27 protein-coding genes and 1 riboswitch are annotated in these 25,038 nt (G+C 43.4%); of the genes, 20 read left to right on the top strand and 7 right to left on the bottom strand.

Translation table 11 applies throughout. The features are described from left to right. Positions 1-20 precede the first annotated feature (20 nt). The 6 genes from fdh3B (at position 21) to BM739_RS13265 (ending at position 5,829) form a co-directional block, all read left to right on the top strand. Positions 21-590: a formate dehydrogenase FDH3 subunit beta gene (gene fdh3B, locus BM739_RS13290; RefSeq protein WP_076541389.1), complete on the top strand. Its 570-nt coding sequence runs from the start codon at positions 21-23 to the stop codon at positions 588-590. 74 nt (positions 591-664) lie between these two features. Beyond that, entirely contained in the window at positions 665-1,648 is a 984-nt protein-coding gene (locus tag BM739_RS13285) for a formate dehydrogenase subunit gamma (protein WP_076541387.1), read from the top strand. Between the two features lie 321 nt (positions 1,649-1,969). Further along, complete coding sequence (locus tag BM739_RS13280; protein WP_076541385.1) at positions 1,970-3,307, top strand: coproporphyrinogen III oxidase family protein; 1,338 nt, start codon at positions 1,970-1,972, stop codon at positions 3,305-3,307. A 162-nt stretch (positions 3,308-3,469) separates the two neighbouring features. After that, positions 3,470-4,324, top strand: a complete 855-nt coding sequence (locus tag BM739_RS13275) for a PfkB family carbohydrate kinase (RefSeq protein WP_076541384.1) — start codon at positions 3,470-3,472, stop codon at positions 4,322-4,324. Between the two features lie 394 nt (positions 4,325-4,718). Then, complete coding sequence (locus BM739_RS13270; protein WP_076541382.1) at positions 4,719-5,432, top strand: MOSC domain-containing protein; 714 nt, start codon at positions 4,719-4,721, stop codon at positions 5,430-5,432. Positions 5,433-5,469: 37 nt separating this feature from the next. Next, positions 5,470-5,829 carry a DUF4870 domain-containing protein gene (locus BM739_RS13265; RefSeq protein ID WP_076541381.1) on the top strand — a complete coding sequence of 120 codons (360 nt, stop codon included), beginning with the start codon at positions 5,470-5,472 and terminating at the stop codon, positions 5,827-5,829. Between the two features lie 97 nt (positions 5,830-5,926). Here BM739_RS13265 and BM739_RS13260 read toward each other — a convergent pair whose 3' ends face one another. Continuing rightward, positions 5,927-7,576, bottom strand: a complete 1,650-nt coding sequence (locus tag BM739_RS13260; RefSeq protein ID WP_076541379.1) for an electron transfer flavoprotein-ubiquinone oxidoreductase — start codon at positions 7,574-7,576, stop codon at positions 5,927-5,929. Positions 7,577-7,784: 208 nt separating this feature from the next. Beyond that, positions 7,785-7,918: riboswitch (molybdenum cofactor riboswitch) on the top strand. On the opposite strand from BM739_RS13260, the gene moaA reads away from it, so the two are divergent. The 11 genes from moaA (at position 7,906) to BM739_RS13205 (ending at position 16,258) form a co-directional block, all read left to right on the top strand. After that, on the top strand, positions 7,906-8,886 hold the full coding sequence (gene moaA, locus BM739_RS13255; protein WP_076541378.1) for a GTP 3',8-cyclase MoaA: 981 nt from the start codon (positions 7,906-7,908) through the stop codon (positions 8,884-8,886). It overlaps the preceding riboswitch by 13 nt. A 64-nt stretch (positions 8,887-8,950) precedes the next feature. Further along, positions 8,951-9,433 (top strand): cyclic pyranopterin monophosphate synthase MoaC, encoded by a 483-nt coding sequence (moaC, locus tag BM739_RS13250; RefSeq protein WP_076541376.1) that lies wholly within the window; start codon positions 8,951-8,953, stop codon positions 9,431-9,433. A gap of 111 nt (positions 9,434-9,544) precedes the next feature. Continuing rightward, on the top strand, positions 9,545-9,793 hold the full coding sequence (gene moaD, locus BM739_RS13245) for a molybdopterin synthase sulfur carrier subunit (RefSeq protein WP_076541374.1): 249 nt from the start codon (positions 9,545-9,547) through the stop codon (positions 9,791-9,793). Between the two features lie 2 nt (positions 9,794-9,795). Next, positions 9,796-10,272 (top strand): molybdopterin synthase catalytic subunit MoaE, encoded by a 477-nt coding sequence (gene moaE, locus BM739_RS13240; protein WP_076541372.1) that lies wholly within the window; start codon positions 9,796-9,798, stop codon positions 10,270-10,272. A 14-nt stretch (positions 10,273-10,286) separates the two neighbouring features. Beyond that, on the top strand, positions 10,287-11,141 hold the full coding sequence (gene modA / locus BM739_RS13235; protein WP_076541370.1) for a molybdate ABC transporter substrate-binding protein: 855 nt from the start codon (positions 10,287-10,289) through the stop codon (positions 11,139-11,141). A 3-nt stretch (positions 11,142-11,144) separates the two neighbouring features. Next, positions 11,145-11,825, top strand: a complete 681-nt coding sequence (gene modB / locus BM739_RS13230) for a molybdate ABC transporter permease subunit (RefSeq protein ID WP_076541368.1) — start codon at positions 11,145-11,147, stop codon at positions 11,823-11,825. Continuing rightward, positions 11,806-12,912, top strand: coding sequence for an ABC transporter ATP-binding protein (locus BM739_RS13225; RefSeq protein ID WP_076541366.1), 1,107 nt, complete (start codon positions 11,806-11,808; stop codon positions 12,910-12,912). Before modB ends, BM739_RS13225 begins: the two co-directional genes overlap by 20 nt. Positions 12,913-12,994: 82 nt before the next feature. After that, the gene (locus BM739_RS13220; protein WP_076541364.1) at positions 12,995-13,519 is read left to right on the top strand and encodes a PepSY domain-containing protein; all 525 of its coding nucleotides are present in this window, start codon (positions 12,995-12,997) and stop codon (positions 13,517-13,519) included. Between the two features lie 11 nt (positions 13,520-13,530). Further along, positions 13,531-14,208 carry a response regulator transcription factor gene (locus BM739_RS13215; RefSeq protein ID WP_076541362.1) on the top strand — a complete coding sequence of 226 codons (678 nt, stop codon included), beginning with the start codon at positions 13,531-13,533 and terminating at the stop codon, positions 14,206-14,208. Positions 14,209-14,257: 49 nt separating this feature from the next. Continuing rightward, entirely contained in the window at positions 14,258-15,514 is a 1,257-nt protein-coding gene (locus BM739_RS13210) for a HAMP domain-containing sensor histidine kinase (RefSeq protein ID WP_076541360.1), read from the top strand. A gap of 63 nt (positions 15,515-15,577) precedes the next feature. After that, the gene (locus BM739_RS13205; RefSeq protein ID WP_076541358.1) at positions 15,578-16,258 is read left to right on the top strand and encodes a TIGR01621 family pseudouridine synthase; all 681 of its coding nucleotides are present in this window, start codon (positions 15,578-15,580) and stop codon (positions 16,256-16,258) included. A 46-nt stretch (positions 16,259-16,304) separates the two neighbouring features. Here BM739_RS13205 and BM739_RS13200 read toward each other — a convergent pair whose 3' ends face one another. Then, complete coding sequence (locus tag BM739_RS13200; protein ID WP_076541356.1) at positions 16,305-17,501, bottom strand: GGDEF domain-containing protein; 1,197 nt, start codon at positions 17,499-17,501, stop codon at positions 16,305-16,307. 144 nt (positions 17,502-17,645) lie between these two features. On the opposite strand from BM739_RS13200, the gene BM739_RS13195 reads away from it, so the two are divergent. Both BM739_RS13195 and BM739_RS13190 read left to right on the top strand, forming a co-directional pair. Then, on the top strand, positions 17,646-17,813 hold the full coding sequence (locus tag BM739_RS13195; protein WP_076541354.1) for a YqaE/Pmp3 family membrane protein: 168 nt from the start codon (positions 17,646-17,648) through the stop codon (positions 17,811-17,813). 141 nt (positions 17,814-17,954) lie between these two features. Further along, positions 17,955-18,149, top strand: coding sequence for a DUF2986 domain-containing protein (locus BM739_RS13190; protein ID WP_076541352.1), 195 nt, complete (start codon positions 17,955-17,957; stop codon positions 18,147-18,149). Between the two features lie 74 nt (positions 18,150-18,223). Here BM739_RS13190 and BM739_RS13185 read toward each other — a convergent pair whose 3' ends face one another. The 3 genes from BM739_RS13185 to moeA form a co-directional block, all read right to left on the bottom strand. Further along, complete coding sequence (locus tag BM739_RS13185) at positions 18,224-18,535, bottom strand: DUF333 domain-containing protein (protein WP_083698163.1); 312 nt, start codon at positions 18,533-18,535, stop codon at positions 18,224-18,226. A 77-nt stretch (positions 18,536-18,612) separates the two neighbouring features. After that, positions 18,613-19,383 carry a molybdopterin-synthase adenylyltransferase MoeB gene (gene moeB / locus BM739_RS13180; protein WP_076541350.1) on the bottom strand — a complete coding sequence of 257 codons (771 nt, stop codon included), beginning with the start codon at positions 19,381-19,383 and terminating at the stop codon, positions 18,613-18,615. A gap of 38 nt (positions 19,384-19,421) precedes the next feature. Continuing rightward, a complete protein-coding gene (gene moeA / locus BM739_RS13175) occupies positions 19,422-20,672 on the bottom strand; it encodes a molybdopterin molybdotransferase MoeA (protein WP_076541348.1) in 1,251 nt (416 codons plus the stop codon). Between the two features lie 185 nt (positions 20,673-20,857). Between moeA and BM739_RS13170 the strand changes: the two genes are divergently transcribed. Beyond that, complete coding sequence (locus tag BM739_RS13170) at positions 20,858-21,166, top strand: GIY-YIG nuclease family protein (protein ID WP_076541508.1); 309 nt, start codon at positions 20,858-20,860, stop codon at positions 21,164-21,166. A gap of 51 nt (positions 21,167-21,217) precedes the next feature. Here the strand turns inward: BM739_RS13170 and BM739_RS13165 are convergent, their stop codons facing one another. Both BM739_RS13165 and BM739_RS13160 read right to left on the bottom strand, forming a co-directional pair. After that, positions 21,218-23,086 (bottom strand): M14 family metallopeptidase, encoded by a 1,869-nt coding sequence (locus BM739_RS13165; RefSeq protein ID WP_076541347.1) that lies wholly within the window; start codon positions 23,084-23,086, stop codon positions 21,218-21,220. A 197-nt stretch (positions 23,087-23,283) separates the two neighbouring features. Next, positions 23,284-24,825, bottom strand: coding sequence for a phosphoenolpyruvate carboxykinase (locus tag BM739_RS13160; RefSeq protein WP_076541345.1), 1,542 nt, complete (start codon positions 24,823-24,825; stop codon positions 23,284-23,286). Positions 24,826-25,038: the final 213 nt, after the last annotated feature.

Genomic DNA, 25,038 nt, shown 5'->3' with positions numbered 1-25,038 from the left:
TAAGCTAGGAGAATTGCCAAATGGCTACAATGAAATTTTTATGTGATACCAAGCGCTGCATCGAATGTAATGGTTGTGTCACAGCTTGTAAAAACGAAAACGACTCTGCTTTAGAGTGGGGAATTCAACGTCGTCGCGTAGTGACTATCAATGACGGTCAACCAGGCGAAGCGTCTATCTCAGTAGCATGTATGCACTGTAGTGATGCGCCTTGTATGGCTGTTTGTCCTGCAAACTGTTTCTACAAAACTGAAGACGGTATCGTACTGCACGATAAAGATACTTGTATCGGTTGTGGTTACTGCTTATATGCATGTCCATTCGGAGCGCCTCAGTTCCCTCAAGGTGGCGCTTTTGGTGCTCGCGGTAAGATGGACAAGTGTACTTTCTGTGCCGGTGGCCCTGAAGCTGATCACTCTAATGAAGAGCGTCAGAAATATGGTGCTAACCGTGTTGCAGAAGGCAAGCTTCCAATGTGTGCTGAGCTTTGTGCAACTAAGTCTCTACTTGCTGGTGATGCGGAAATCGTTTCTGCAATCTTCCGTGAGCGTGTGGCTTATCGCGGTTCTAACAAGGCTATTTGGGGTTAATCTCCAGCTGAGTTAGTAAGCATAGCTATGATGCCTAAGGCGACTTAGGCATCAAGCAGCATAGAGGAAGTATTATGAACAAGTGGTTCAAACAAATTGGCATTGCAGTTGCACTGGTATTCAGTGTGATCACATTTGCCCATGCAAGTGGTGAGCAACCGACAACAGCGCAAGACAGCAATGTTCAAATTTGGACACAGCTTAAAGACGGTGTTGAAGGGCGTACTACTTCAACTAGCGAGTTCCATGCACAGCCTATCAATACTTATGATATGCGTGTATTTCAACTCCGTAGTGACTTGCTAGCACCTGCGTTAATGGCAGCGTTATTTGGCATGATCATCATCTTTTTACTGTTTATCAAAATAAACGGTATTTCTAAGCTTCACGGTGGTTTCACCGGTAAGATGGTGTATCGCTGGTCTAAATTTGATGTATCAATTCACTGGCTAGGTGCGATCCCTTGCTTGTTATTGATACTGACAGGTTTAGTACTATTGGCTGGCCGTTATTTCTTCCAACCGTATATTAGTGAAGGCATGTGGTCTAATTTAGTCTACGTTGCTAAAGAAGTTCACGATTATATGGCTATCCCATTCATGTTGGGTTGGGCGTTAATGGTAGTGCTTTGGGCTAAAAACCAAATGCCGAAAATGTATGACCTTAAATGGATGATGGTTGTTGGTGGTTACATCAACTTCGGTCCATTTAAAGGTAAGCATCCAGACGCTGGTTTTGCTAATGCGGGTGAAAAACTGTGGTTTTGGGCGTTCGCATTGTTTGGTTTATTCATCTCAGTATCAGGAATGTTATTACTGTTCCCGAACTTATTTGAACCAAGCCGTACCTTAAGCTTAATTGCATTAGTCATTCACTCAGTGAGTGCTATCGTGATTTGTGCCTTCTCAATCGTGCATATCTTCATGGCAACCGCTATGTCTGAAGGTGGTATGGATTGTATGGTTTCAGGTTACTGTGATGAGCAGTGGGCTAAACAACATCACAACCTTTGGTATGATGAAATTAAAGCTAATGGCGAACTAAAATATAAAGACTAATAGGTCTGCTGTATTTTTAGCTAAAGCTTAAAAAAGCACCTCCAATGACTTCGGTTTTGGAGGTGTTTTTATTTCTGCGGTAAATTTAACTGCCTAGCAACAATGTTTTTCCCTAACCTTAACAATGTGATGCCTTATATTAGTATTTGATTATTTATTGACTGCTAATCTGTGATCGTGGCGGTAAAAATCGACAGATTTGGTTGTTTTTAACCGATAACTTCTAGATAGTTAACATCCTTGTAGCGTATACCAAAATCTTCTACTTGAGTTGCAACTCATTCGTGTTGCTTGCGAGCCCCTTTTTAATTAGGAATTGCTATGTCATCAATTATTCGTCCATCAGATACCATTATCCAATCACCTTATCAGGCCAATATCACCACGCCAGATTGGATGATCAATGCGATGGAAAAAGTGATGCAATTTTACGTTGATCGTAATTTGCGTTTAGACACGGTTTCAGCGGAAATGATGCCAGCGCCAGTAGAAGGTAAAAAGTACATGCTGTATGCCCATGTACCTTTTTGTCATACCTTGTGTTCATACTGTACATTCCACCGTTTTTTATTTAACGAAGATAAAGCTCGTCGTTACTTTGTGTCTTTACGCAAAGAAATGGATATGGTTAAAAACCTCGGCTATGACTTCGAGTCTATGTATATCGGCGGTGGCACCACCACAGTATTAGAAGACGAACTTGCTCGCACTATTGAGCATGCTAAAACGCTATTTCCAAATATTAAAGAGGTGTCGTGTGAATCCGACCCTCAACACTTAGACAGCCCAGGTTTTAAGCAATTAGAAGGCTTAGTTGACCGTATGTCTATTGGTGTGCAAAGTTTTAATGATGACATTTTGGCGATGACAGACCGCATTGAGAAATTTGGTACTGGCCAGCAAACTTTCGATAAAATTATGGCGGCAAAAGAGCTGTTCCCAATTATCAATGTCGATTTGATTTTTGGTTTCCGCGGCCAAACAGACGAAGTGATCCAACATGATTTGGATATGGCGTCTAAGCTAGACCCTCGTCAAATCACCACTTATCCATTGATGATTACTCACCAAACACGTAAGAGTGTTAAGGGTAAATTAGCCGCTCCTCATGGTGATATGGCGCGTCAGTATCGTCAAATTCTTAATACCTTAAATGGTCAATATACTCAGCTATCAGGTTGGGCATTTGGTAAAGCGCAGAACGAAGGCTTTGATGAGTACGTTATTGACTATGATGAATACCTAGGTGTTGGCTCGGGTTCATTTAGCTTCTTAAATGACACTTTATACGTGAATACCTTCTCGCTTAAGAAATACCAAGAGCGTATTGCTAATGGCAAAATGGGTGTTGAGCAACAAAAGCAATATGGCAAAAAAGAAGTCATGCAGTACCGCTTCTTACTGGGCATGTTCTCTGGGCGTTTATCACGTAAATATTTCCGTGAAACCTTCGGCGTTAACTTAGATATTGCCTTGTTTAAAGAAATGGCCTCAATGAGAGCCATTGGCGCGATTAAGAATGACCCGAACGATCCTGATAACCTCATTTGGACCGATAACGGTAAAATGATGGGCTTATTGATGATGAAAGAATTTTATTCAGGCATGGATAATGTTCGCGCTCAATTACGTAAACCATTGCAAGCGGCTGATATGTAAGCATCTAAAGCGTGAGAAATACGTTAATGAAAGGCAGTGACCATGGTCACTGCCTTTTTTGTTATTTGCAGTATACTGATTTTGAATGCATCATCACTGTCCCACCATTTTTATCGCAATGAGGATGGTGCATAAGACATTGGATTGTTAAAAGAGACTGCTATGGCTAATATTTTACTGCTTGCCAACATCAACTGTGACCGCTTATTAGAGTTAGATAAACCACTGCAAACCGGTGGTCGCTTTCATTATCAAGATGGCGGCTTACGCCTCGGTGGCGGCGGCGCCAATACCGGCATTGGTTTGGTGTGGGCTGGGCATAATGTCTCGTTAGTGAGCCAAGTAGGCTCCGACAAGATCGGTAATTGGATTTTGGCACAAGCCAGCACCAAGGGGCTAGATTGCCGCTTAGTGGAGCGCTTTGATGGCGCAACCTGTGAAATGTTATTGGTGATGACGCCCGATGGTGAGCGCACTATTATCCGCCCACAAAGACCCATATTTGAACTAAGTGCACCGCCAAACTGGCGCCAATGGGATGCGCTATACACCAATTCATCTGCTAAAGGGATCAGTCAATGGACCGCATCAGCCCTTGAGCATTGCTTGGTTGTATCGCAGCTAGCTAAAGATGAACGGGTACGGCCTTGCCATATTTTAATTGCTTCAATTACCGATATGCAGGGGCGCTGTGATGACAACAAGTGGGATTTTGCCGCTAAAATTGCCGGTGAGTCATTGCAATACTTTGTGGTCACCGATGGCGAGAATGGGGCGATAGCCTATAGTGCCAATGAACAGTTCCATGTGGCAGCAGTTCAATCAGAAGTTGTTGATACCACAGGGGCAGGAGATGCCTTTGCCGCAGGCTTAATCCATTATTTATGCCAGCAAAAAACCATTACCCAAGCCATGGAAGAAGGCGCAAGATGGGCCGCCATTGCCGTGGCTACTGCCAGCTCGGTCCCAGGAGATGCGCTGCAGCATTACCTTCAATCGAAACCCCATAGTGAGTAACTGAAATTAACTTGCTTAAAATAGTGGGCTAAAATTTTAGGCTAATTGCTGTTAGTTATCATTTTACTGTCGCCTCAGGTCATATTTTTATCATAAAAGTGTCGTTGTTCTGTCATGTGAGGCGATTATTATGACGAGGTAACTTATTGAACAGGATGCTTTATATGGCTTTTTGTTGAAAAAGTTTCTTCCATTTCTAGGATGCGTTTAAGCCCTATTTTCATTGAAAGACTTATGACCCTGCATTACCCCATTTGCAGGGTCTTTTTTATATTTTTGTCATCACTTTTATCCAGCTAAATGACAAGCTGAAAAATTCACTATAGAAAGCACCGCTATAAGCCTGCTATATTCTTAAACAATCCAATCCCTTGTTAATTAAGAGTTACTGCTCATGGATGCTCAGTTACTAGTTAAACAAATTTCTGCTTTATATCAAGGAGAGCAGATTAGTGATCTTGGCTTCGAGCAACACCCTAGCGTTGCCAGTGGCATTAACCACAAACAGCTCAGCCAAACCCTTATCGTTTCCAAGCAATGCGTAACAGGCGATGGCCAAGCCGATCCATTGCATCATGGCGGCAGCGATCGGGTACTGCATCATTTTCCTCGAGAGCACTATGGCCAATATCGTCGATGGGATTTAATGGCAGGCTTTAAAGATGCCCCGGCCATGGGCGAAAATATCAGTAGCGTTGGCTTGAATGAATCACAGGTCAATATTGGCGATATTATTAAAATTGGCACTACGCTACTGCAAGTCACCCAGCCTCGCTCACCTTGTTTTAAGCTTAACTTACAGTTTGGTCATCCTCAATTTGCCCTCGCAATGCAACAAACTGCGATGTGTGGCTGGTTTTATAAAGTCTTACAACAAGGTGAAATTAACGCTGGTGATAGCATTTATTTAGTGGAGCGAAAATCGAATGTCAGTATTGCCGAGGCGATGAAAATCTACTTTTTAGCAGACGTAGATGTCGAACAATATTCAACATTATTGCACTGTGAAGGCTTGGCGCAAAGCTGGGTTGATAGCTTGCAAAAGCGGATTGAAACGCAAACCATAGAAAATTGGCAATACCGTTTATATGGATCAGATAAAGGCTAATGATGCCACTTTATAACAATCATCAAAAGGAACCAGAATGAGTGAAACAATAGAGCAAGTAAGCAAAGAAGCACGCAACATGGGATTATTGGTGCACGCCGCAAGTTTTGTCGGCTACATTATTCCTTTAGGTAGCATTATTGGGCCGCTCATTGTGTGGTTAATGAAGCGAGATGAATTTGAATTTGCCAACCAATGCGGTAAAAACTGCCTTAACTTCAAGTTGAGTTTATTTATTTACGTTGTCATTAGCATGATCCTAGCCTTTGTAGGGATTGGCTTTATTTTGCTTATTGCTTTGGGGGTGATGGATATCATTTGTACCATTATTGCTATCATCAGGGCTGGCGAAGGTATCGCTTATCGCTATCCATTAACGATTAACTTCATAAAGTAATGACGTTGAAAATCACTTAGAGCCTGTATTGCTTGCAACAAAAAGCCGCATTGTTTATATGCGGCTTTTTAGTGGCTGAAACACATCTAAATAAGGATTACATGTTCGGGTAGTTTGGACCACCGCCACCTTCAGGGGTGACCCAAGTGATATTTTGACTTGGATCTTTAATGTCGCATGTTTTGCAGTGAATACAATTTTGCGCATTAATCACAAACTTGTTTTCAGCGCCTTCAGAGACCACTTCATATACGCCAGCAGGGCAGTAACGCTGGGCTGGCTCGTTGAACTTAACTAGGTTTACCGCGATAGGAATCGTAGGGTCTTTTAAATGTAAATGACACTGCTGATCTTCTTCATGGTAAGTATTAGATAGGTAAACTGACGATAATTTATCGAAACTTAATTTGCCATCAGGTTTAGGGTACTGAATTTCTTTGAAGTCTTTAGCTAAGCCCATTTCTGCATGATCTGGAGCTTCATCACGTAAGGTGATTGGAAATTTACCGCCGAACCAGTTTTGGTCGATATAGTTAAATGCACCGCCAAGGTAAGTACCAAACTTATGTAAAGCAGGGCCAAAATTGCGTGATTTAACTAGCTCTTCATGGAGCCAGCTTTTTTCTATGCGCGTTTGGAAACAATCTAAATCTTTACCTGCTTCAACCCCAGCCATTAATGCTTCCGCTAAGGTTTCTGCAGCGACAATACCGCTCTTCATTGCAGTATGGGTGCCTTTAATTTTGGCGAAGTTTAGTGTACCTGCATCACAACCAATTAATAAACCGCCAGAAAAGCTCATTTTAGGTAATGAGTTAAGCCCACCTTTTGCAATCGCTCTAGCGCCATAAGTAATACGTTCACCACCCGATAAGGTTTGTGCGATAACCGGATGTTGTTTATAACGCTGAAATTCATCGAACGGACTGATGTGAGGGTTTTTATAGTTAAGGTCGATAATCAGTCCAACGGCAACTTGATTGTCTTCCATATGGTATAAGAAGCCGCCACCAGATGCGCCATCATTTAAGGGCCAGCCACCTGTGTGTACCACTTTACCTTGCTGATGCTGTTCAGCAGGGATCTTCCACATTTCCTTAAAGCCTAAACCGTAATGCTGTGGCGTTTTACCATTATCTAAATGATATTTTGCAATTAACTCTTTACCTAAATGACCACGACAACCTTCTGAAAAAACGGTGTATTTAGCGTGAAGCTCCATGCCCGGCATATAGCTGTCTTTAGGCTGACCATCAATGCCAACACCCATATCGCCAATTAAAATACCTTTGACGCTATTATCGGGATTATAAAGTACTTCACTGGCAGCAAAACCGGGGAAAATTTCTACCCCTAATGCTTCTGCTTTTTCTGCTAACCAGCGGGCGAGGTTACCGACACTAATAATGTAGTTACCATCATTGTGCATGGTTTTTGGTACTAAGCTATTGGACATAAGCTGAGATTTACTATCAGAGCTTAATAGGTAGATTTCATCGTGAGTGACTTTGGTATTAAGCGGAATGTCAGAATCGCGCCAATCAGAGAATAGCTCATCCAATACCGTTGGTTCAAATACGGCGCCCGACAGAATATGAGCGCCGACTTCAGATCCTTTTTCAACCACGCAGACAGTCATTTCCTTGCCTGCATCTTGTGATATTTGCATTAATCGACATGCCGTAGCGAGTCCGGCAGGGCCTGCACCGACGATAACTACGTCGAATTCCATTGATTCGCGTTCCATCATTTCACCTTAGTTCTTAATTTCCCGTTTTATGGCGGGTTTGTTATTTTTTTGTTTTACTCACCTTACCTTAAAATTGCTAAAGGTCACAGTAGCAAGTGAGATTTTAAGCTCGTGAGCTGGCTCGCAAATATTTACAGATTTTTGACTAACTGGGACAAAATGTCATAAAAAGATACTGATTCGAGCGAATTTAGGCCTATAATCAAATCTGACGGTTCTCCGAGCTTTATATCCTACGTCCACAGATATGGATATTTAGCCGTGGTAATTATGCCACCGGGGTCAGCAAAGAAATGCGCTTACCTCCCACACTTGGAAAGGTTAACATGTCCCAATTACAAGACAGTTTCGGTCGAAGGTTTCACTATTTGCGAATGTCAGTGACTGATGTTTGTAACTTCAAATGCACCTATTGCCTCCCAGATGGTTACAGACCTGATGGCAAGCCTAAGTTTCTCGCGCTAAATGAAATTGAAAATTTAGTGGCAGCTTTTGGCGAAGTAGGTACCCAAAAAATCCGCATCACCGGTGGTGAGCCAACCTTACGTAAAGATTTCACAGATATCATTCGTATCGTTGCAGACAATGACAATATCAAAACCATTGCTACCACCACTAATGGCTATCGTCTCGAGAAAAATGCCAAAGAATGGTATGACGCCGGACTTAGACGCATCAATGTGTCGGTTGATAGCTTAGACCCTAAGATGTTTTATCAAATCACTGGTGAGAACAAATTTGATGAAGTCATGCGTGGCATTGATGCTGCACTTGATGCAGGTTTTGAGCGAATCAAAATCAATGCCGTTTTACTCAAAGGGCTTAATGATAAAGATTTGCCCCGTTTTCTACAGTGGATAAAGAATACGCCGATTGATTTGCGTTTTATCGAACTCATGGAAACAGGCTTAGGCCATGATTATTTCAACGCTCATCATCTAGCTGGACTCGATATTAAGTTAAAACTTGAGTCAGAAGGTTGGTTATATGATCTTCCTGATGTAGATGATGGTCCTGCGCAAAATTTCAGTCACCCAGATTATAAAGGCCGTATTGGGCTTATCATGCCTTATGCGAAGAATTTCTGTGCTAGCTGTAACCGTTTACGGGTCTCTGCCAAAGGTAAATTACACTTATGTCTATTTACTGAAAATGGTGTTGATTTACGAGACTTACTACAGCATGAATCGCAGCGCCCTGAGTTGATTGAACGCTTACATGGGCAATTAGCCCAGAAAAAAGAAACCCATTATCTCCATCAGGGGATCACGGGTGTCACCAAGCACTTAGCCTCTATTGGCGGTTAGGTTGCAGTGGTTTACTTATATTTGAATAATTTTTTACTCTCAATATTCTATAAGGCAAGTTAGCATGAGCAATTGTTTTACCCATATCAATGCCGATGGCAATGCCCACATGGTTGATGTCACTGAAAAAAATATCACTGAGCGTGAAGCACGTGCCGAAGCCTTTATTGATATGGCGTCAAGTACGTTAGAGATGATCATGAGCGGTAGCCACCACAAAGGTGATGTGTTTGCTACAGCGCGTATTGCAGGTATTCAAGCCGCGAAAAAGACCTCAGATTTAATCCCACTATGTCATCCATTAATGCTGACCAAAGTGGAAGTAGACCTTGAAGCGCAGCCAGAGCTTAATCGCGTAAGAATTACCAGTTTATGTAAACTATCTGGTAAGACGGGCGTTGAAATGGAAGCATTAACAGCCGCTTCAGTTGCCGCTTTAACCATTTACGATATGTGTAAAGCGGTACAAAAAGACATGATCATTTCCCAAGTACGTTTACTTGAAAAACGTGGCGGCAAATCAGGTCATTTCCAAGCTGAAGATTAGCCTGCAGCGCTGAACTAGCACTATCCGGCTAGTTATCAATGCGAGTTAGCAACATCAGCTATAAAGACAAAATATTAGCCATTTTTAAATTTTGAAAGACGAGAGATTGACATGATCCAGGTCCTTTTTTTTGCACAAGTAAGAGAGTTACTCGGCACCGCTAAAGTAGAAGTTGCTGCAGATGGCGTTAGCAATACTGAACAATTACGTGCAGCCCTAGCCGCTAAAGATGAAAAGTGGGCTAAAGTACTCACCTCAGATAAGTTGCTAGTTGCCGTTAATCAAACGATGAGTTCATGGGATGCCGCGGTTAAAGATGGCGATGAAGTGGCCTTTTTCCCACCTGTCACTGGAGGCTAACCATGAGCCAAGTGAATACTAAGCAAGTGGTGAGAGTACAAACCAAAGACTTTAATGTCGCCGATGAGTACGCCGCTATTGCACAAGATAACAGTGATGGCGCAGTGGTGACCTTTGCCGGTAAAGTGCGTGACTTTAATGACGGCAGCGCAGTTACTGATCTCACCCTTGAACATTATCCAGGTATGACTGAGGCGGTATTAGTACAACTGGCTGAGCAAGCCTATGCTCGCTGGCCGCTAAATTATGTCACGATTATTCACCGTGTTGGCCGTATGGAACTTGGTGAGCAAATTGTGTTTATCGGTGTTACCAGTGCTCACCGTAAAGCCGCTTTTGCAGCCTGTGAGTTCTTAATCGACTTTTTAAAAACCAAAGCACCATTTTGGAAATTAGAAGCTGGTGAGCAAGGTAATAATTGGGTTGAAGCCCGTGATTCAGATGAACAAGCAGCCACTATGTGGAATGAATCTAAATAGCATAGGATGCTGACATGATGACGTTAAGCACGATTCGCCGTTGTTTTCAATTGAGTCAATGGCGACGAACCGCTTTTATCAGGGCGTTATGTAGCCTAGTGTTATTGGTGTCATTTTCATCGCTGGCTGCCAAACCGCCAGCGATTGCCGCCGCTGCTAATGTTAAATTTGCTCTTGATGAAATTGTTACCAACTTCACTGCCTCAACTGGATTGCCATTAAGAGTATCCTATGGGTCTTCGGGTAATTTTGTCGCCCAGATCCAACATGGGGCTCCCTTTGAAATGCTGTTAAGTGCTGATGAGTTTTATGTTCAGCAGCTGCATAAAGCGGGAAAAACAGACTCTGATGGCACCATTTATGCTATTGGTAAGTTAGCCCTAGTTGCCCCGAAAAACTCTTCTCTAGTGCTTGATGCTGAACTTAACGGCTTACAACAGCAGTTAACTGATGGCAAGATTTCCCGCTTTGTTATTGCTAACCCTGCTCACGCGCCTTATGGCGAAAGAGCCAGAAGTTTATTGCAAGCAAAAGGCTTATGGCCGCAGTTAGAATCTAAAATCATCATGGGCGAAAATGTCTCGCAAGCGGCGCAATTTGCCTTAAGTGGTTCTGCACAAGGTGGCATAGTGGCGCTATCGTTAGCGTCCTCTGAGCAGTTTCGCAAAATGGGCAATTATATTGAAATTCCCCAGTCGCTATATGCGCCGATTAATCAGCGGATGGTGATGATGCCCAGTGCAGGCGATACTACCCAGCAGTTTTATCAGTATATGCAAACCCAAGCCGCAAGAGATGTACTGCTCAATTATGGTTTTGGTTTTCCCCAGCGTGCTAATTCAAGCGCTTCTATGCAAGTCGAGAATTAATCTATGGATTGGCAATCGTTATGGTTATCAGCCAAGCTGAGTAGCGTTACTGTGCTAATTTTAGTGCCATTGGCCATTATTGTTGGTCGACTACTGGCTTACCGTCAGTTTAGAGGTAAGTCATGGGTTGAGGCGTTAATCATGGTGCCCTTGGTATTGCCACCAACGGTTATTGGCTACTATTTATTGGTAGGTCTTGGTAGTCAAAGTGTTATTGGCCAATGGGTAGAATCACTTTTTGGGGGGCAATTAGTATTTAACTTCTCCGGTTTAGTGATCGCCTCTATTTTAGTCAATATTCCCTTTGCTGTGCAGCCCATCCAGCGGGCATTTGAAACTATCCCTCACGATATTCCTGATGCCGCCGCCTGTTGCGGCATGAGTTGGTGGCGAATTTTTGTCAAAATTGAGCTGCCGATGATTTGGCCAGGAGTATTAACCGCAGTGGTACTGTGTTTTTCCCATGTGCTAGGTGAATTTGGCGTAGTGCTGATGCTAGGCGGTAATATTGCCGGTGAAACCAAAACCATTTCTATTGCTATCTACGACAGTGTGCAGGCCTTTGATTTTGAATCTGCTGGTACCATGTCACTGGTGTTATTAGTTTTTGCTGTCAGTGTATTGGCGATTACTACCAGTCTTTCTCGACGTTTAGGAGGCCAGCATGCCAATCCGCAGCGTTGATTTACATTGCCAAATTTCCCAACAAGCACCGATCCCATTAGAGGCTAGCTTTAGCTGTAAAGCGGGAGAAGTCTTGGCTGTAGTGGGTCCTTCAGGGGGCGGTAAAACCACCTTGCTGCGAATGATTGCGGGCTTAGGTTCAGCTCAACAAGGAGCGATTCAAAGTGGAGATAAAACTTGGTTTTGTCATGAGAAACGTATCAACTTATCACCGCAGCAACGTCATATAGGCTACGTGCCACAGCACTTTGGTTTGTTTCCGCACTTAACGGCACTGGATAATGTTATTTCTGGGCTGGATCATATTCCAAAGCATGAGCGTAAAGCCCGTGCGTTAGATTGGTTAGAGCGAGTTAATTTACATGGCTTGCCTGCACGATTACCGGCGCAGCTTTCGGGTGGTCAGCGCCAGCGCGTCGCCTTAGCTAGGGCGCTTGCCAGAGAGCCGGCAGTTTTATTGCTGGATGAACCCTTTTCTGCGGTGGATAGAGAAACCCGAGAAAGGTTATATATTGAGTTAGCACGGTTAAAATCGCAATTATCAATTCCAGTGATTATGGTGACCCATGATATGAATGAGGCTTTATTACTGGCCGATAAAATGATTTTAATCAGCCAAGGCAAGATGCTCCAGCAAGGTAAACCGTTTGATGTCTTGTCTCATCCTCGTAATGAAACCGTGGCGAGGCAAATGGGCTTACGTAATATCTTTAATGCCCAAGTGTCTGGTCGTGATGAAAAAGCCAATATTACTTGGCTTAAAATGGGCGACCAGATTATTGCTAGCGATAGCGCCCCAGATTGCGAAGTTGGTCAAACTGTACGCTGGGTGATCCCTAATCAGGGCATTCGATTCAGCGCTATTACCAGCGGCCGGCTTTGCCGCAGTATCAATAAACTCGATATCGTGATTGATTCTATGTTGGTGATGGGGGAATCTGTACGTATCAAAGCGCGTATGGCAGGGATTGATGAGACGTTTAATATGGATGTGCCAGCTCACTTAGCGACTAAACTTGAGCTACAACAAGGTTTAGCCACCACAATAGCATTGAAGTCAGAACAAGTTCATATTCTAGAATCATGATCAATTATTAATCTTACAAAGCTTGGGTCTTTTAATCGGCTTAGGTAAAGTAGCTCAATTATCAATGTCTTTTGAGGCTCTCATGTTCCGTATTGTTCTATCATTGCTTGTGGTATTCCCTTCAATGGTGATGGCAACGCCTAGTATGCATACTTTGTTATCTCAAGGTGAGTACGTTGAGCCTATTGTGGTGATTCAGCAAGTTGAAATGGATCACAATGGCTTGGTTTCAGCTTTTGATATGGATATTGAAAAAGATCAGTTAATTTATGAAATAGAACTTATCAACCTTGATACAAACGAACTTATAGCGTTTGAATTTGATGCCAAAGATGGCAGCTTGATGAGTAAGAAATTAAGTCATTTTGCCTCAGATGATTTAGACCAAATTAAGGCTGCTAAAGTACTTATTGAGCACAAAATGACCTTTACAGATTTGATTAAGTTAGCGACAAAAAATCAATCTGGTTATTTAATTGAAGCAGAGCTCGAGCACGATTTGACCATCAGTTATTTAGAATTGAAGCTACTTAATGCGGCCAGTAAGCATACTATTGCTTTTGATATTGAGAATTTACGTCCATTACCCCTACTGCAGTGGGACTAAGGAACAGCACTATGCGAGTATTAATCGTTGAAGATGACGCAACAACATTACAGTATGTTGCAGAGGGTTTTACAGCTCAGCAATACCAAGTCGATACGGCAACCAATGGCCATGATGGCCTGTATAAAGCCAAAAATAATGATTTCGATATTATTATTTTAGACCGAATGCTGCCCCAAATTGATGGGTTAACATTGCTAACAGCGTTGCGTAAAAATGGTAATGAAACCCCAGTGTTAATCTTGTCAGCATTAAGTCATGTCGATGAGCGTGTAAAAGGCTTACGTGCTGGTGGCGATGATTATATGACTAAGCCTTTTGCGTTTGCAGAGTTGCAAGTGCGAGCTGAAAAGTTAATTCAACGCAATGCGCCTGCTTCAAATAGTACCGATCTTGAAGTCGGTAATTTGAAAATGGAGCTGCTCACGCGCAAAGTGACCTTAGATGATCATGAACTTATGCTGCAACCTAAAGAGTTTCAATTACTCAAATATCTGATGGAGCATCCTAATAAAGTGATTAGCCGTACGCTATTATTTGAAGCTGTGTGGGATTATCATTTTGACCCTCGTACCAATGTGATTGATGTTCATATCGCTAAGCTGCGTCGCAAGTTTGAAGAGTTAGGTCACCCAGAAATTATCGAAACCGTTCGAGGGGCTGGTTATCGCCTCTGTAAAGGGAATTAAACCCTACCAAAGTAGTGCTTGGCGGATCACGCTAATATTTTCTACTTTGGTGACCTTGTTAATTGTACTGCTGGTATCGGGTTTATACCGGCAGCTAGTCATGGAACAAGAAAGCCAAGTTGAGCAGCATCTCGCGACTGAAATGCAGCGCTACAAGCAATTAGCCCTCACTGTGGACCGTCGTAGTTTTGCGGCGCAAATTCGCGCGGCTGATCCCAAAACAGCGTTAATTGCTTGGCGTAATAATGTCGACATGGTTGGTGCCTTAAGTTTTGTACCTGACAACATGCCATTATTGCCTGAAACCCGCGATTTCCCCATTCTCACTGGCGGACCAGATAAACTGCATATTTTGACCGGAGGATTGGTGTTAACCAATTACGGTCCCGTGCTTATCGCCACCCGTACTGATAACTTAGCTGCATTGATTGATAAATTTGTTAATGCGGCCTTTTGGATGGTGGCGCTGACATTAGCAATGACCTTAGCTGTTGGTTTTATCTTCTCTAAAGCCATCTTACGGCGCTTAGTTCAATACAATCTATTGAGTCAAAAAATTGAGCAAGGACAATACGATACCCGTTTTCCTGTCAGTCATAATCAAGATGAATTTGATATGCTCGCAGGACAGTTTAATCGGGTATTAGATACCTTAGAGCACAACTTAATGTCAGTACGTGGGGTGACCGATAATATCGCCCATGACTTACGTACGCCGCTTTCGCATTTGCGCATAGGTATCGAGCAGTTACCGCAAAAACCGGCCGAGCAGGTACCTGAACTCACCGCAATGCTGCTAGAAGAGCTAGATCATTGCTTAGCAACCTTCGATGCCATGTTGTCACTAACGCGCATTGAAGAAGGTCAGCAGACCCTTAATATGCAACCCGTTAGCTTGCAGCAGCTTTGCCAAGATTTATATGAAATGGCAGAAGTGGTGGCCGAGTCTAAACAGCAAACCCTTAATTTAGTGATTGAAAATGATGTCATTATTTCAGGGGATAAATACCTGCTATTCCAAGCATTATTTAACCTAGTGGATAATGCCATTAAGTACGCGCCTGAAGATGCCGAAATTAGCATTGTGCAACAAGGTCGTCGGATCCAAATTATTGATAATGGCCCAGGGATAAATGCGCAAGACAAAGAACGAGTGTTTGAGCGTTTAGTGCGTTTAGATCCTAGTCGTCACCATCAAGGCACAGGTTTAGGGTTATCTATGGTAAAAGCGATTTTATCTCGCCATCGTGCCAGTATTGAATTGGTAGATAATAACCCTGGTTTGATTGCCGATATTCATTTCTAATGTTCACTTCCAGTATTCAATGTTATCTCGCATCACTCATCATTACTTAATAGAAGCCCATTTATGTATCAGCTAGTTGAGCAGCATCCTGACTTTATTATCATTAATAAATATGCAGGGGTTCATTTTCACAGTCAAGATGGTAATGCGGGCGTCGTCGCTCAAGTTGAGGCTGATTTAGGGATTAAGTTATATGCGGTTCACCGTTTAGATACGCCAACCTCAGGGTTATTGATTTTGGCTAAATCTTCAGCCGCCGCAGCGATATTCACCGAGATGTTTAGCGATCATAAGATCCAAAAATATTATTTGGCCATTGCTAAAGGTAAACCGAAAAAGAAACAAGGTTGGGTTATTGGCGATATGGCTAAGTCACGTCGCAGTATGTATAAGCTATTACGCTCAACTGATAACCCGGCGATCACGCAGTTTTTTTCCCATTCAATTGCTGCAGGGACTCGGTTGTATTTACTAAAACCACTGAGTGGTAAAACCCATCAATTACGGGTCGCGTTAGCCAGTCTAGCAGTACCTATTTTAGGGGATAGCCTTTATGGCGGTGAGGCATCAGATAGGTGCTACCTTCATGCAATGGCGCTGCAGTTTGAATATAAAGCTACGCAGTACCAATTTATTCAATGGCCCCATTTAGGTGAGCAATTCCAACTGGCAGCAGTCACTCAGCAGCTAGCAAATGAATGGCAAAGTCTCAATGATTTACCATGGCCAGCGCCAGTAAAATAAGCTTGCTTAGAGTCATGGCGGTAGCAGTAACATGGTTTGTCAGACGTTAAATTAAATAGGTTTGTAAGCTTACTAAGTTGGCCGATTTAACACAATTACGGCCACTGTTTTTTGCTTGATACATGGCTTTGTCGGCCAGATGTAATAAGTCGTCGGCGTCGATGCCTTCTTTCATGGTGATGCAGCCGATACTGGCTTCTACGGCTATGTTATCTCCGTGCCAGTCTAGTTGGATTCCAGCAACAGTTTGCTGGAGCTTTTTAGCGACTTTGAGCACGTTAGCTTCATTGGTTAAGGGTAAAATCAATACAAACTCTTCGCCACCAAAGCGGCATAAATAATCCAGTTTACGAATCGCAGTGCTCAACTGTTGTGCAACCGCTTTAAGCACCTCATCACCTGCCACATGACCATAATGATCATTAATATTCTTAAAGTGATCCAAATCAATCACCATCACACTGTAGCTGACTTTATCTCTTAACCAACGTTGATATTCAGTATTGAGTTTGTGTTGCAGGGCGTTACGGTTAAACAACCCTGTGAGGGAATCCTTATTGGCGAGGGTTCTTATTTTGACCACTAAGCGATTAATGGTATTCCCGATAATCAGAATATTGACCATCAAAATAAGCACAATATAGGTCCATAGAATGGGAATCGATTCTTTGGCATTAAACGCGGCGTAATTGGCTACTTTTTCTGGATAAAGCATCAAAATGAATGCTCTGATAAAAAACATCAACCCAATAGCAACAATGGGGATGACTAACCAGTAAGTTGCAAAAGCAGTTAAGTTAGCTTTAAAGGCCACATAGTGATCTTTGGCGAGCATAAAAAATAATATCGCTGCACTAAAGGATAAAATAATCATCAAGTACGCGGAGCTAGAAACATGCGGCTTAGCTAATAACATTAACCCACCGGTGGTTAACAGCAAGATTAAATCATAGCGGTGACTAGAGGGCAGGTGATAAAGCCGTTGTGCGCCCCAGCGTAATAAACCAAAGCCAATCAGGATGAACATATCGGCCACTAACCAGTGTAAGTAGCTGGGTTCATCAGTGCGTTGTATGTAAAGCAGCATGCCGATAAGGATAGAAAAATTAGCGAATGCAAAGCGTGAGCTGGCACTGGGCGCGACCTTCATTGGCACGACCATGATGATCCAGGCGACAGTTGCTGCAATGCAAAGCACGCAAATAACTTGAATTAACACTAAGCTACTACTATTTTCTATCATTAAGCCTTCAAGTGTTTACAAAAATTTCAGTATGAAATTGTAGCTAAAATAATCATAATGATATTTGATGGCTTTAACAATTGGTTATTATTTTTACACTAGTTAGTTTTTTACTATTGATGATAAAAAGGAAATGAAAAAATTATGGATGCAAATAAAATTCTACTAATCATATTGGCTATTTTATTACCGCCAGTGGCGGTGTTCTTGAAAAAGGGTGTCGGTAAAGATTTACTGATAAACATCATTCTGTGCTTATTATTTTTCCTACCAGGTGTGTTACATGCAATCTGGGTGGTTATTCAAGATTAATTAAACCTCACAGCTTAAATACCAATTTTGATGGTTCAACATTGGTATTTAAGGCTATTCAATTGTAAAATCGCCCTCCATTTGAATACCTGCAGTCAAAATATCGCAATTTTTTCGGCGCCCAAGTAAAAAGAGTATGCAATGAATCGTCGTAAAAAAATTAACTCAACCCTTAAAGCGAAAGCCAAAAAAGCTAATGCTAAAAATGTTGGCAGTAATAAACCCGCTTATGTTGCTAAGGCCGATAGAATTAAACTTGATGAAGTTGCAGTAACTGAAGTTGAAGCTGTGAAACCCGATAGCGATGTTTTAGTCAGTGAATTGACTACGGGCTAGCTAATCCATTTGCCATGCTTATACTCTTTATTTGAGCTGCTGGTCACTTCAATAGCGGTTAGGGTTCAATACCACTATGACTTTTGATGGTCGCGTCTAAATAATTCCCAAGACTCCACTACTTCACCATCAGGTAAGGTGCACAGTAAGATATCGCCATTGATGTGAACTATGGTCGCTAAACTGCCCTCTAGCTTAAGGCAGTAATCGGCAGCGGGGTTGGTTTGGTGAAGCGGGGTAATATCGTCACCTGAGCAGGCCGAAATTAGGATAAAACTGCAGCCTAAGCATAGTGGCTGCAAAGGTCTAAAGCGGCAGTAAAACCCTTGAGACGAGCTTGGCGTAAACCCAGTTATCTGGCGCAGTTGTTGAAGAAGAGCTGACATAACAGAGTTCCTGTTTATAAAGCCGTTTTATCTCTTCTTCAACTATAGACAAGTTTGCCTTGCTAGGTGAATTACTTCTATTGCCCACAAACGGCGCAGTGAGTTTGCTTAGGTAGTTTCATTTCTCGAAACTCCATGGTCATGGCATCAATCATTAGAATGCGCCCATTAAGCCCTTGGCCCATACCGCTAATGGCCTTAATGGCTTCAGTGGCTTGAATACAACCCACTAAGCCCACGACAGGGGCTAATATTCCTGATTCAACACAGGTTAGTTGCTGCTCACCAAACAGACTGCTGTAGCATTGATAGCAAGGTGACTGCGACTGATAATCAAATACCGTCACCGTGCCTTCCATGCGAATAGCTGCCGCTGAAATAAAACTGACTTTATGCTTAAAACAGCTGCGGTTAAGTTGCTCGCGAACTAATACATTATCAGTGCAATCCAGCACCAGCCTATGTGTTGATACTAACTGCTCAATGGCAGTTTCATCCAGAAACTGATTAATGGTATTGATACGGATTAGCGGATTGAGTTGCTGCAAAGTTTGCTTCGCAGAATCAACTTTGGCTTGGCCGATATTTTCATCATGATGCAGCACTTGGCGCTGCAGGTTTGATAACTCTACGGTATCAAAATCCACTATGGTCATTTCACCCACACCTGCCACTGCCAGATATTGGGTGACAGTGCAGCCTAAACCGCCCGCGCCAATGACTAAGACTTTGGCTTGTTTCAGTTTCTCTTGGCCTTCGATATCCATGGCTTTAATGGATATTTGGCGGCTATAACGCAGCATTTCATTATCGGTAAGAATATCGTCAGTTAACATGTCATTGCTCATTAAACTGCTAGCCCCTTGCTGTCGGTCATTATTAATCCTTAGCAAAGTACGCTGTTAAAGGGTTCAACTTCGACTGTGCTACCCGCTTCAACATCGCCTTGAAATTGCGCTAAGTTAATAAAGCAATTCGCGAGGCTCATTGAGGTCAACATGCCAGAGCCTTGGCCGCCAGTGGTGGCAACAACTAACTCGCCATTTTCATCACGGCTAAGCACCCCACGCTGGTATTCGGCGCGGCCCGGTTGCTTGCGGATAGGCGTTGAAAGTGTCGCTTTTACGATCACAGGTGCTTTAGGGGTTAAGCCCTGCATTTTGTTGATAATAGGCCAAACAAGCTTGTAGAAAGTCACCATTGATGACACTGGGTTACCCGGTAAACCGCAGAATACCGCTTTACCTAATTTACCAAAGGCAAACGGTTTACCCGGTTTTATGGCCAAGCGCCAAAAGGTAATTTCACCTTCTTCAGACAAAATTTGCTTGGTGTAATCCGCATCACCCACAGAAACCCCGCCAGAGGTGAGTACGATATCAGCTTGCTCTGCTGCTTCTCTGAATGCGCCTCGAATAGCTTCTTTATCATCTTCGATGACGCCGAGGTCAACCCACTCCACGTTAGCTTGGGTTAATAAACCTTTGATTGAGTAGCGATTAGAGTCGTAAATTTGCCCAGGGGCGAGATCGCTACCAACAGGTCTTAATTCGTCACCCGTTGAGAAAAAGGCGACTTTAAGCTTACGCTTTACTCTGACTTGGCTAATACCGATAGTGGCCAGTACGCCCATTTCTGCGGCGCGAATTTGAATACCGCTTTTTAGCACATTGGTGCCAGCCAGCAACTCTTCGCCGCGGTAGCGCACGTTAGCGCCTTTCGCTTTGGGCGCTTCAATACTAATGATGTCTGCATTGGTGGTGGTTTTTTCTTGCATCTGCACTGTGTCATAACCAGCGGGTACCGGCGCGCCGGTCATGATCCTGATACAAGTATTGGCTTGAGGCGTCCCTTTAAAAGGGTGACCCGCAAAAGAAGTGCCGATAAGGGTCAGTTCAGTCGATGTGCTGAGGTTTAAATCTTCAAAACGAAAAGCAAAGCCATCCATTGATGAATTATCAAAGGGAGGCAAATCAATACAAGAAGCTAAATCCTCAGATAATACTCGCCCAACTGCATCATTTAAGCTGACCATTTCACTGTCTTGGGTGGCATTAACTTGCGCTAATAACGCTTCGATTGCCTCTTGTGGCGGCATTAAATCGGGTTGTGCGCAGGCATTTGGTTGCTTTGACATCGTTGCTTCCTCACATGGCTATTGCCATATACTGATTGCACTTAGCGAGTGCTAAGATGATAAGATTTATATTTGATTCTGCATTATGCCATGCTGGCAGCAGATAACTATGATCAGACCGAAGGTTTTTTATATCGATGCCGACCCAAAACCAACAAACTGCCAGTGACAGCAATAATAGCCTAATGACCACATCGAAAAAGCCAGCAATCGTGGCATCTGCTTGGTTTTTATATATGGTCAAATGCCATAACGGTCACTTGTACACTGGGGTTACCACAGATGTTAGTCGCCGTTTTGCTGAGCATCAAGCTGGTGGCGTAAAAGCAGCTAAGTTTTTAAAAGGTAAAGGGCCACTAACGTTGGTGTATCAAGAGTCACAGCCTGATAGAAGCCGTGCATTGAAACGGGAAATTGCGGTAAAGAAGTTAACGCGCAGGCAAAAGTTAGCCATGATAGCGAGTGATGAAAACGCGCAAGCTAAAGCCACTTAACAGGCGCTTATGGCGTATTAAGTGGCAATAGCGGCAGCTTTAGCATTTGAGCTAGTGAGATCTCAGTACTGGATACTTCAAGTATTGCTCATCGTAATAGGGGCTACGTTGATAAAACCAGCGCAGTCTGGCTTTCGGATCTGCAGCAAAGGCTTCATCCTCTAAGGCTTGTTCAAATTCTAGTTTCAAATTATCGTCTTCAGCTAGCATTTTGGCCGCTAATGGCTCGACGGCATAGTCTTCAATGTATTCTGTGCGGGTAAAGATGCTATTGAAAAATCCCCATTGAAAAAACGAATCTGCAGACTGAGGTTCCAGCAGCAAAATGGCTAAATCCCCCAGAGGTTGGTTAGTGGCAATTTCAATGGTACCAGCTGGTAAAGTGGTTGTTATTTTAACTTTAGTGCTGCTGGCTTTAACCCGTTGACGTCCTTCATAATCTACCGCGTTAAATTGAGGCTGACTAAATTGGTATTGCGCCGCCTTGATGGTTTTAGGCTTTTCTAAGCTCGTCATTCTTACGCCATGTATGGCTAAGCGCTCAATCACTTGCTGCCACTGGGCGGGAATATAATAGAATTTTGGCCGTTGAGTGATGATATCGGCTTCGGTATTACCAATCAGCGGTAAGTTAGGGTAAAGCTTAGGTTGGCCATTCCATCTGACCACATTTGCGCCACTAATGTCACTTTGCTCAACGCTGTAGTCAATGCCTTTAAAATCCCAACCTTGGGGTTGTTTGACGCTTTGCCAAGTTAACGCAAGTTGCTGCGGAGTGCGGTACTTGTCTTCATAGATTGCCGCTTTTAATTTAGTGCCATGCTTGGCAACCGTTTTGAGGGTTTGCTCAAGCATCACATAGGTACCGAGCACCCGTTGTTTAAAGGGTTTTAGGCTGTGATTTTCAATTAAAATGGTCGGTAAATGGCGCGCATCACCATAACCATTTGAAAAGCGAGGGCTTGGATTCCAGTAAGACAGCCCTTTAGACATATCGGCATTATCAATGGCAAACACTAATCCGCCTGGGACATGACCTTGCTTGGTCAGCGCCGCTTCAACTTCAGGACGATAATAGTTTTCCAGCCAATCAAAACTTGCTGGGCTATAGCCTTGTTTGACGTTATAACCAAAGGTGACATCGTATTGATAGTCGATGCCGTCAGTCACATGGACATCAATGTACAAGTCAGGCTGCCATAAGTTGATGGCGCGGATCATATGTTGCAATTCAAGGGTGTCTAACTTGGCGTAATCACGGTTTAAATTCAGGTTTCTAGCGTTAGTGCGCCAGCCCATATCAACCGGCCCGCGTTGATTAACCCGATTAAACTCATCACTGCGCTCATGACCATCGACACTTAAAATGGGCACAAACAACAGATTTACTTTATCCAGCAGGGCTTTTTTATCGCCATGGCTAATGTCACGTAGCAACATCATGCCGGCATCTTTGCCATCAATCTCGCCAGAATGGATCCCCGCTTGTACCAGCACTGTGGGTTTATTATTACCGCTAAGCGCTTTAGCATTAGCCGCCCCTTCTTCTGATGCGATCAGCATCCAAATATCACGGCCTTGGGGGCTTTTACCGATGGAGACTTGTTGCAGCAAATCGCTGCTGTTGACAAGTTTGGTGAGCCATTGCTGGGTATCATGGTAATTAGGGCTGCTGATTAAACCGTGTTGCTCAAAAGGAGTGGCCCATGGTGCATTTTTTGATTGAACTAATGCTTCACTGGCGCCTTGCCAGCTGGCAATTGGCGGCAAAATAGCATCGTTTACAAAGGTGTTATTAACGCTAGGGCTGGCAGTTATTATTTTTTCAGAATGCTTACTAAGGTTTTCAGTGGCGAATGCATTGCTATTGAGCAGCAAGAATGAATTAATCACCAGAGTGGCAATGATGGCGCGGCGCATAGATATCCCTATGATATATCCAAAGTTTATTGTGTCATCTTAAATTAATTCTCTATGGAGGCAATAGTAGATTGATACTGATTAAAGGAAAGTAAATTACGCCATTAAAAAAGCCGCAACTGGGGATTTGCGGCTTTTTGTTTGCTCTTTAGCTTGGTCGTGCATTGATGACCAGTTAATGGGTCATCGGCTCAACACTAGCTATTAGGGCCAGCATTTTTAATCTCATCAGACACCTGATACTTAGCAAAGTTTGCGGTGAACTCTTCGGCAAGTTGCTGCGCAAATTTGGCATATTCTGCTTTATCAGTCCAAGTGTTTACTGGGTTTAATAATGCAGTTTCAACCCCTGATACCGCGACAGGTACCTTAAGGTTAAGTTTATCAATGTGCATGGTTTCAACGTCTTTAAGCTCGCCGCTGACAATGGCATCGACAATGGCGCGGGTCGTAGGGATATCAAAACGCTTACCGACACCGTGAGGTCCGCCAGTCCAGCCAGTATTTACCAAGTAAACTTGGCTGCCAAATGATTCAATGCGCTTCATCAATAGTTCAGCATAAACCCCTGCAGGGCGTGGGAAGAACGGCGCTCCAAAACAGGTCGAGAAGGTCGATTGAATTGCCGCAGTTGAGCCCATTTCAGTTGAGCCCACTTTAGCGGTATAACCTGACAAGAAGTGATAAGCCGCTTGCTCTTTGGTTAATACCGATACTGGCGGTAACACCCCTGATACGTCACAGGTTAAAAACACTACTGAGTTAGGCTCAGCGCCACGATTTTCTTCTACTCGCTGGGCAATATGCTCAAGTGGGTAGGCGGCGCGGCTGTTTTCAGTCAAGCTGGTATCAGTGTAATCAGGAGTGCGGGAGTCATCTAACACCACGTTTTCAAGTACGGTGCCAAAGCGAATCGCATCCCAAATAACCGGCTCATTTTTTTGACTTAAGTCGATACATTTAGCGTAGCAGCCGCCTTCAATATTAAACACCCCGCCCGGTGCCCAGCCATGTTCATCATCGCCAATTAAAAAGCGCTTAGGATCGGCTGAAAGGGTGGTTTTACCTGTGCCTGATAAACCGAAGAATAAGGTGGTGTCACCTTTAGCGCCCACGTTAGCGGAGCAATGCATTGGCAATACCCCTTTTGCTGGCAATAAGAAGTTTTGCACCGAGAACATCGACTTTTTCATTTCGCCTGCGTATTTAAGCCCTGCAAGCAGTACCTTTTTGGCGGCAAAGTTAATCATCACTACCGCATCAGAGTGGGTGCCGTCACGGGCAGGATCGCAGACAAAATCAGGTGCATTGATAATTTGCCATACGGGTTTATCGCCACGGTTAAAGCTTTCTGGGGTGATAAATAGATTACGGGCAAATACCTGATGCCAAGCATATTCTGTAGTAACACGAACCGGAAGGTAGTGCTCATCAGAGGCACCCACTTCAAGTTCAGAAACAAAAAGCTCCTTGTCAGCAAGGTAGGCTTCAACACGGCCCCAAAGTGCATCAAAGGTATCGGCTGCGATACCTTTGTTGACTGAGCCCCAGTCGATTTCATCTTGGGTGTTGGCTTCTTGAACAATAAAGCGGTCGTTGGGGGAGCGACCTGTTCTTGCGCCGGTTTTTGCTACCAGTGCGCCATTGGCGGTTAATGTCCCTTCATTACGTTGTAAAGCAAGTTCAATTAACTCAGCGCTAGTAAGGTTGAGGTGTACGCTGTTGGTTTCATCTGTCATCGAGTGGTTCTCCGTCATAAGTAGGTCGTTTATCGGTCTATGGCGCCGATTTTTTTGTTTAGGATGACTTACGTTAGCTTGCTTAAGTTTGGCTTAGGTGAGGCTGAATTAAGGTTCGGTTGAACACTAAATCAGCGATCCCAATGCAATTTAATAATAACGCAATAACGGCAGTGGTGAGTAACAGTTTGGTAACTTTTTTGTAATTAGCGG

Source organism: Shewanella sp. UCD-KL21, from assembly GCF_001957135.1.
GTDB lineage: Bacteria > Pseudomonadota > Gammaproteobacteria > Enterobacterales > Shewanellaceae > Shewanella.
The sequence above is the reverse complement of the archived record's forward strand: the minus strand, read 5'-3'. Positions and strand labels throughout refer to the sequence as shown.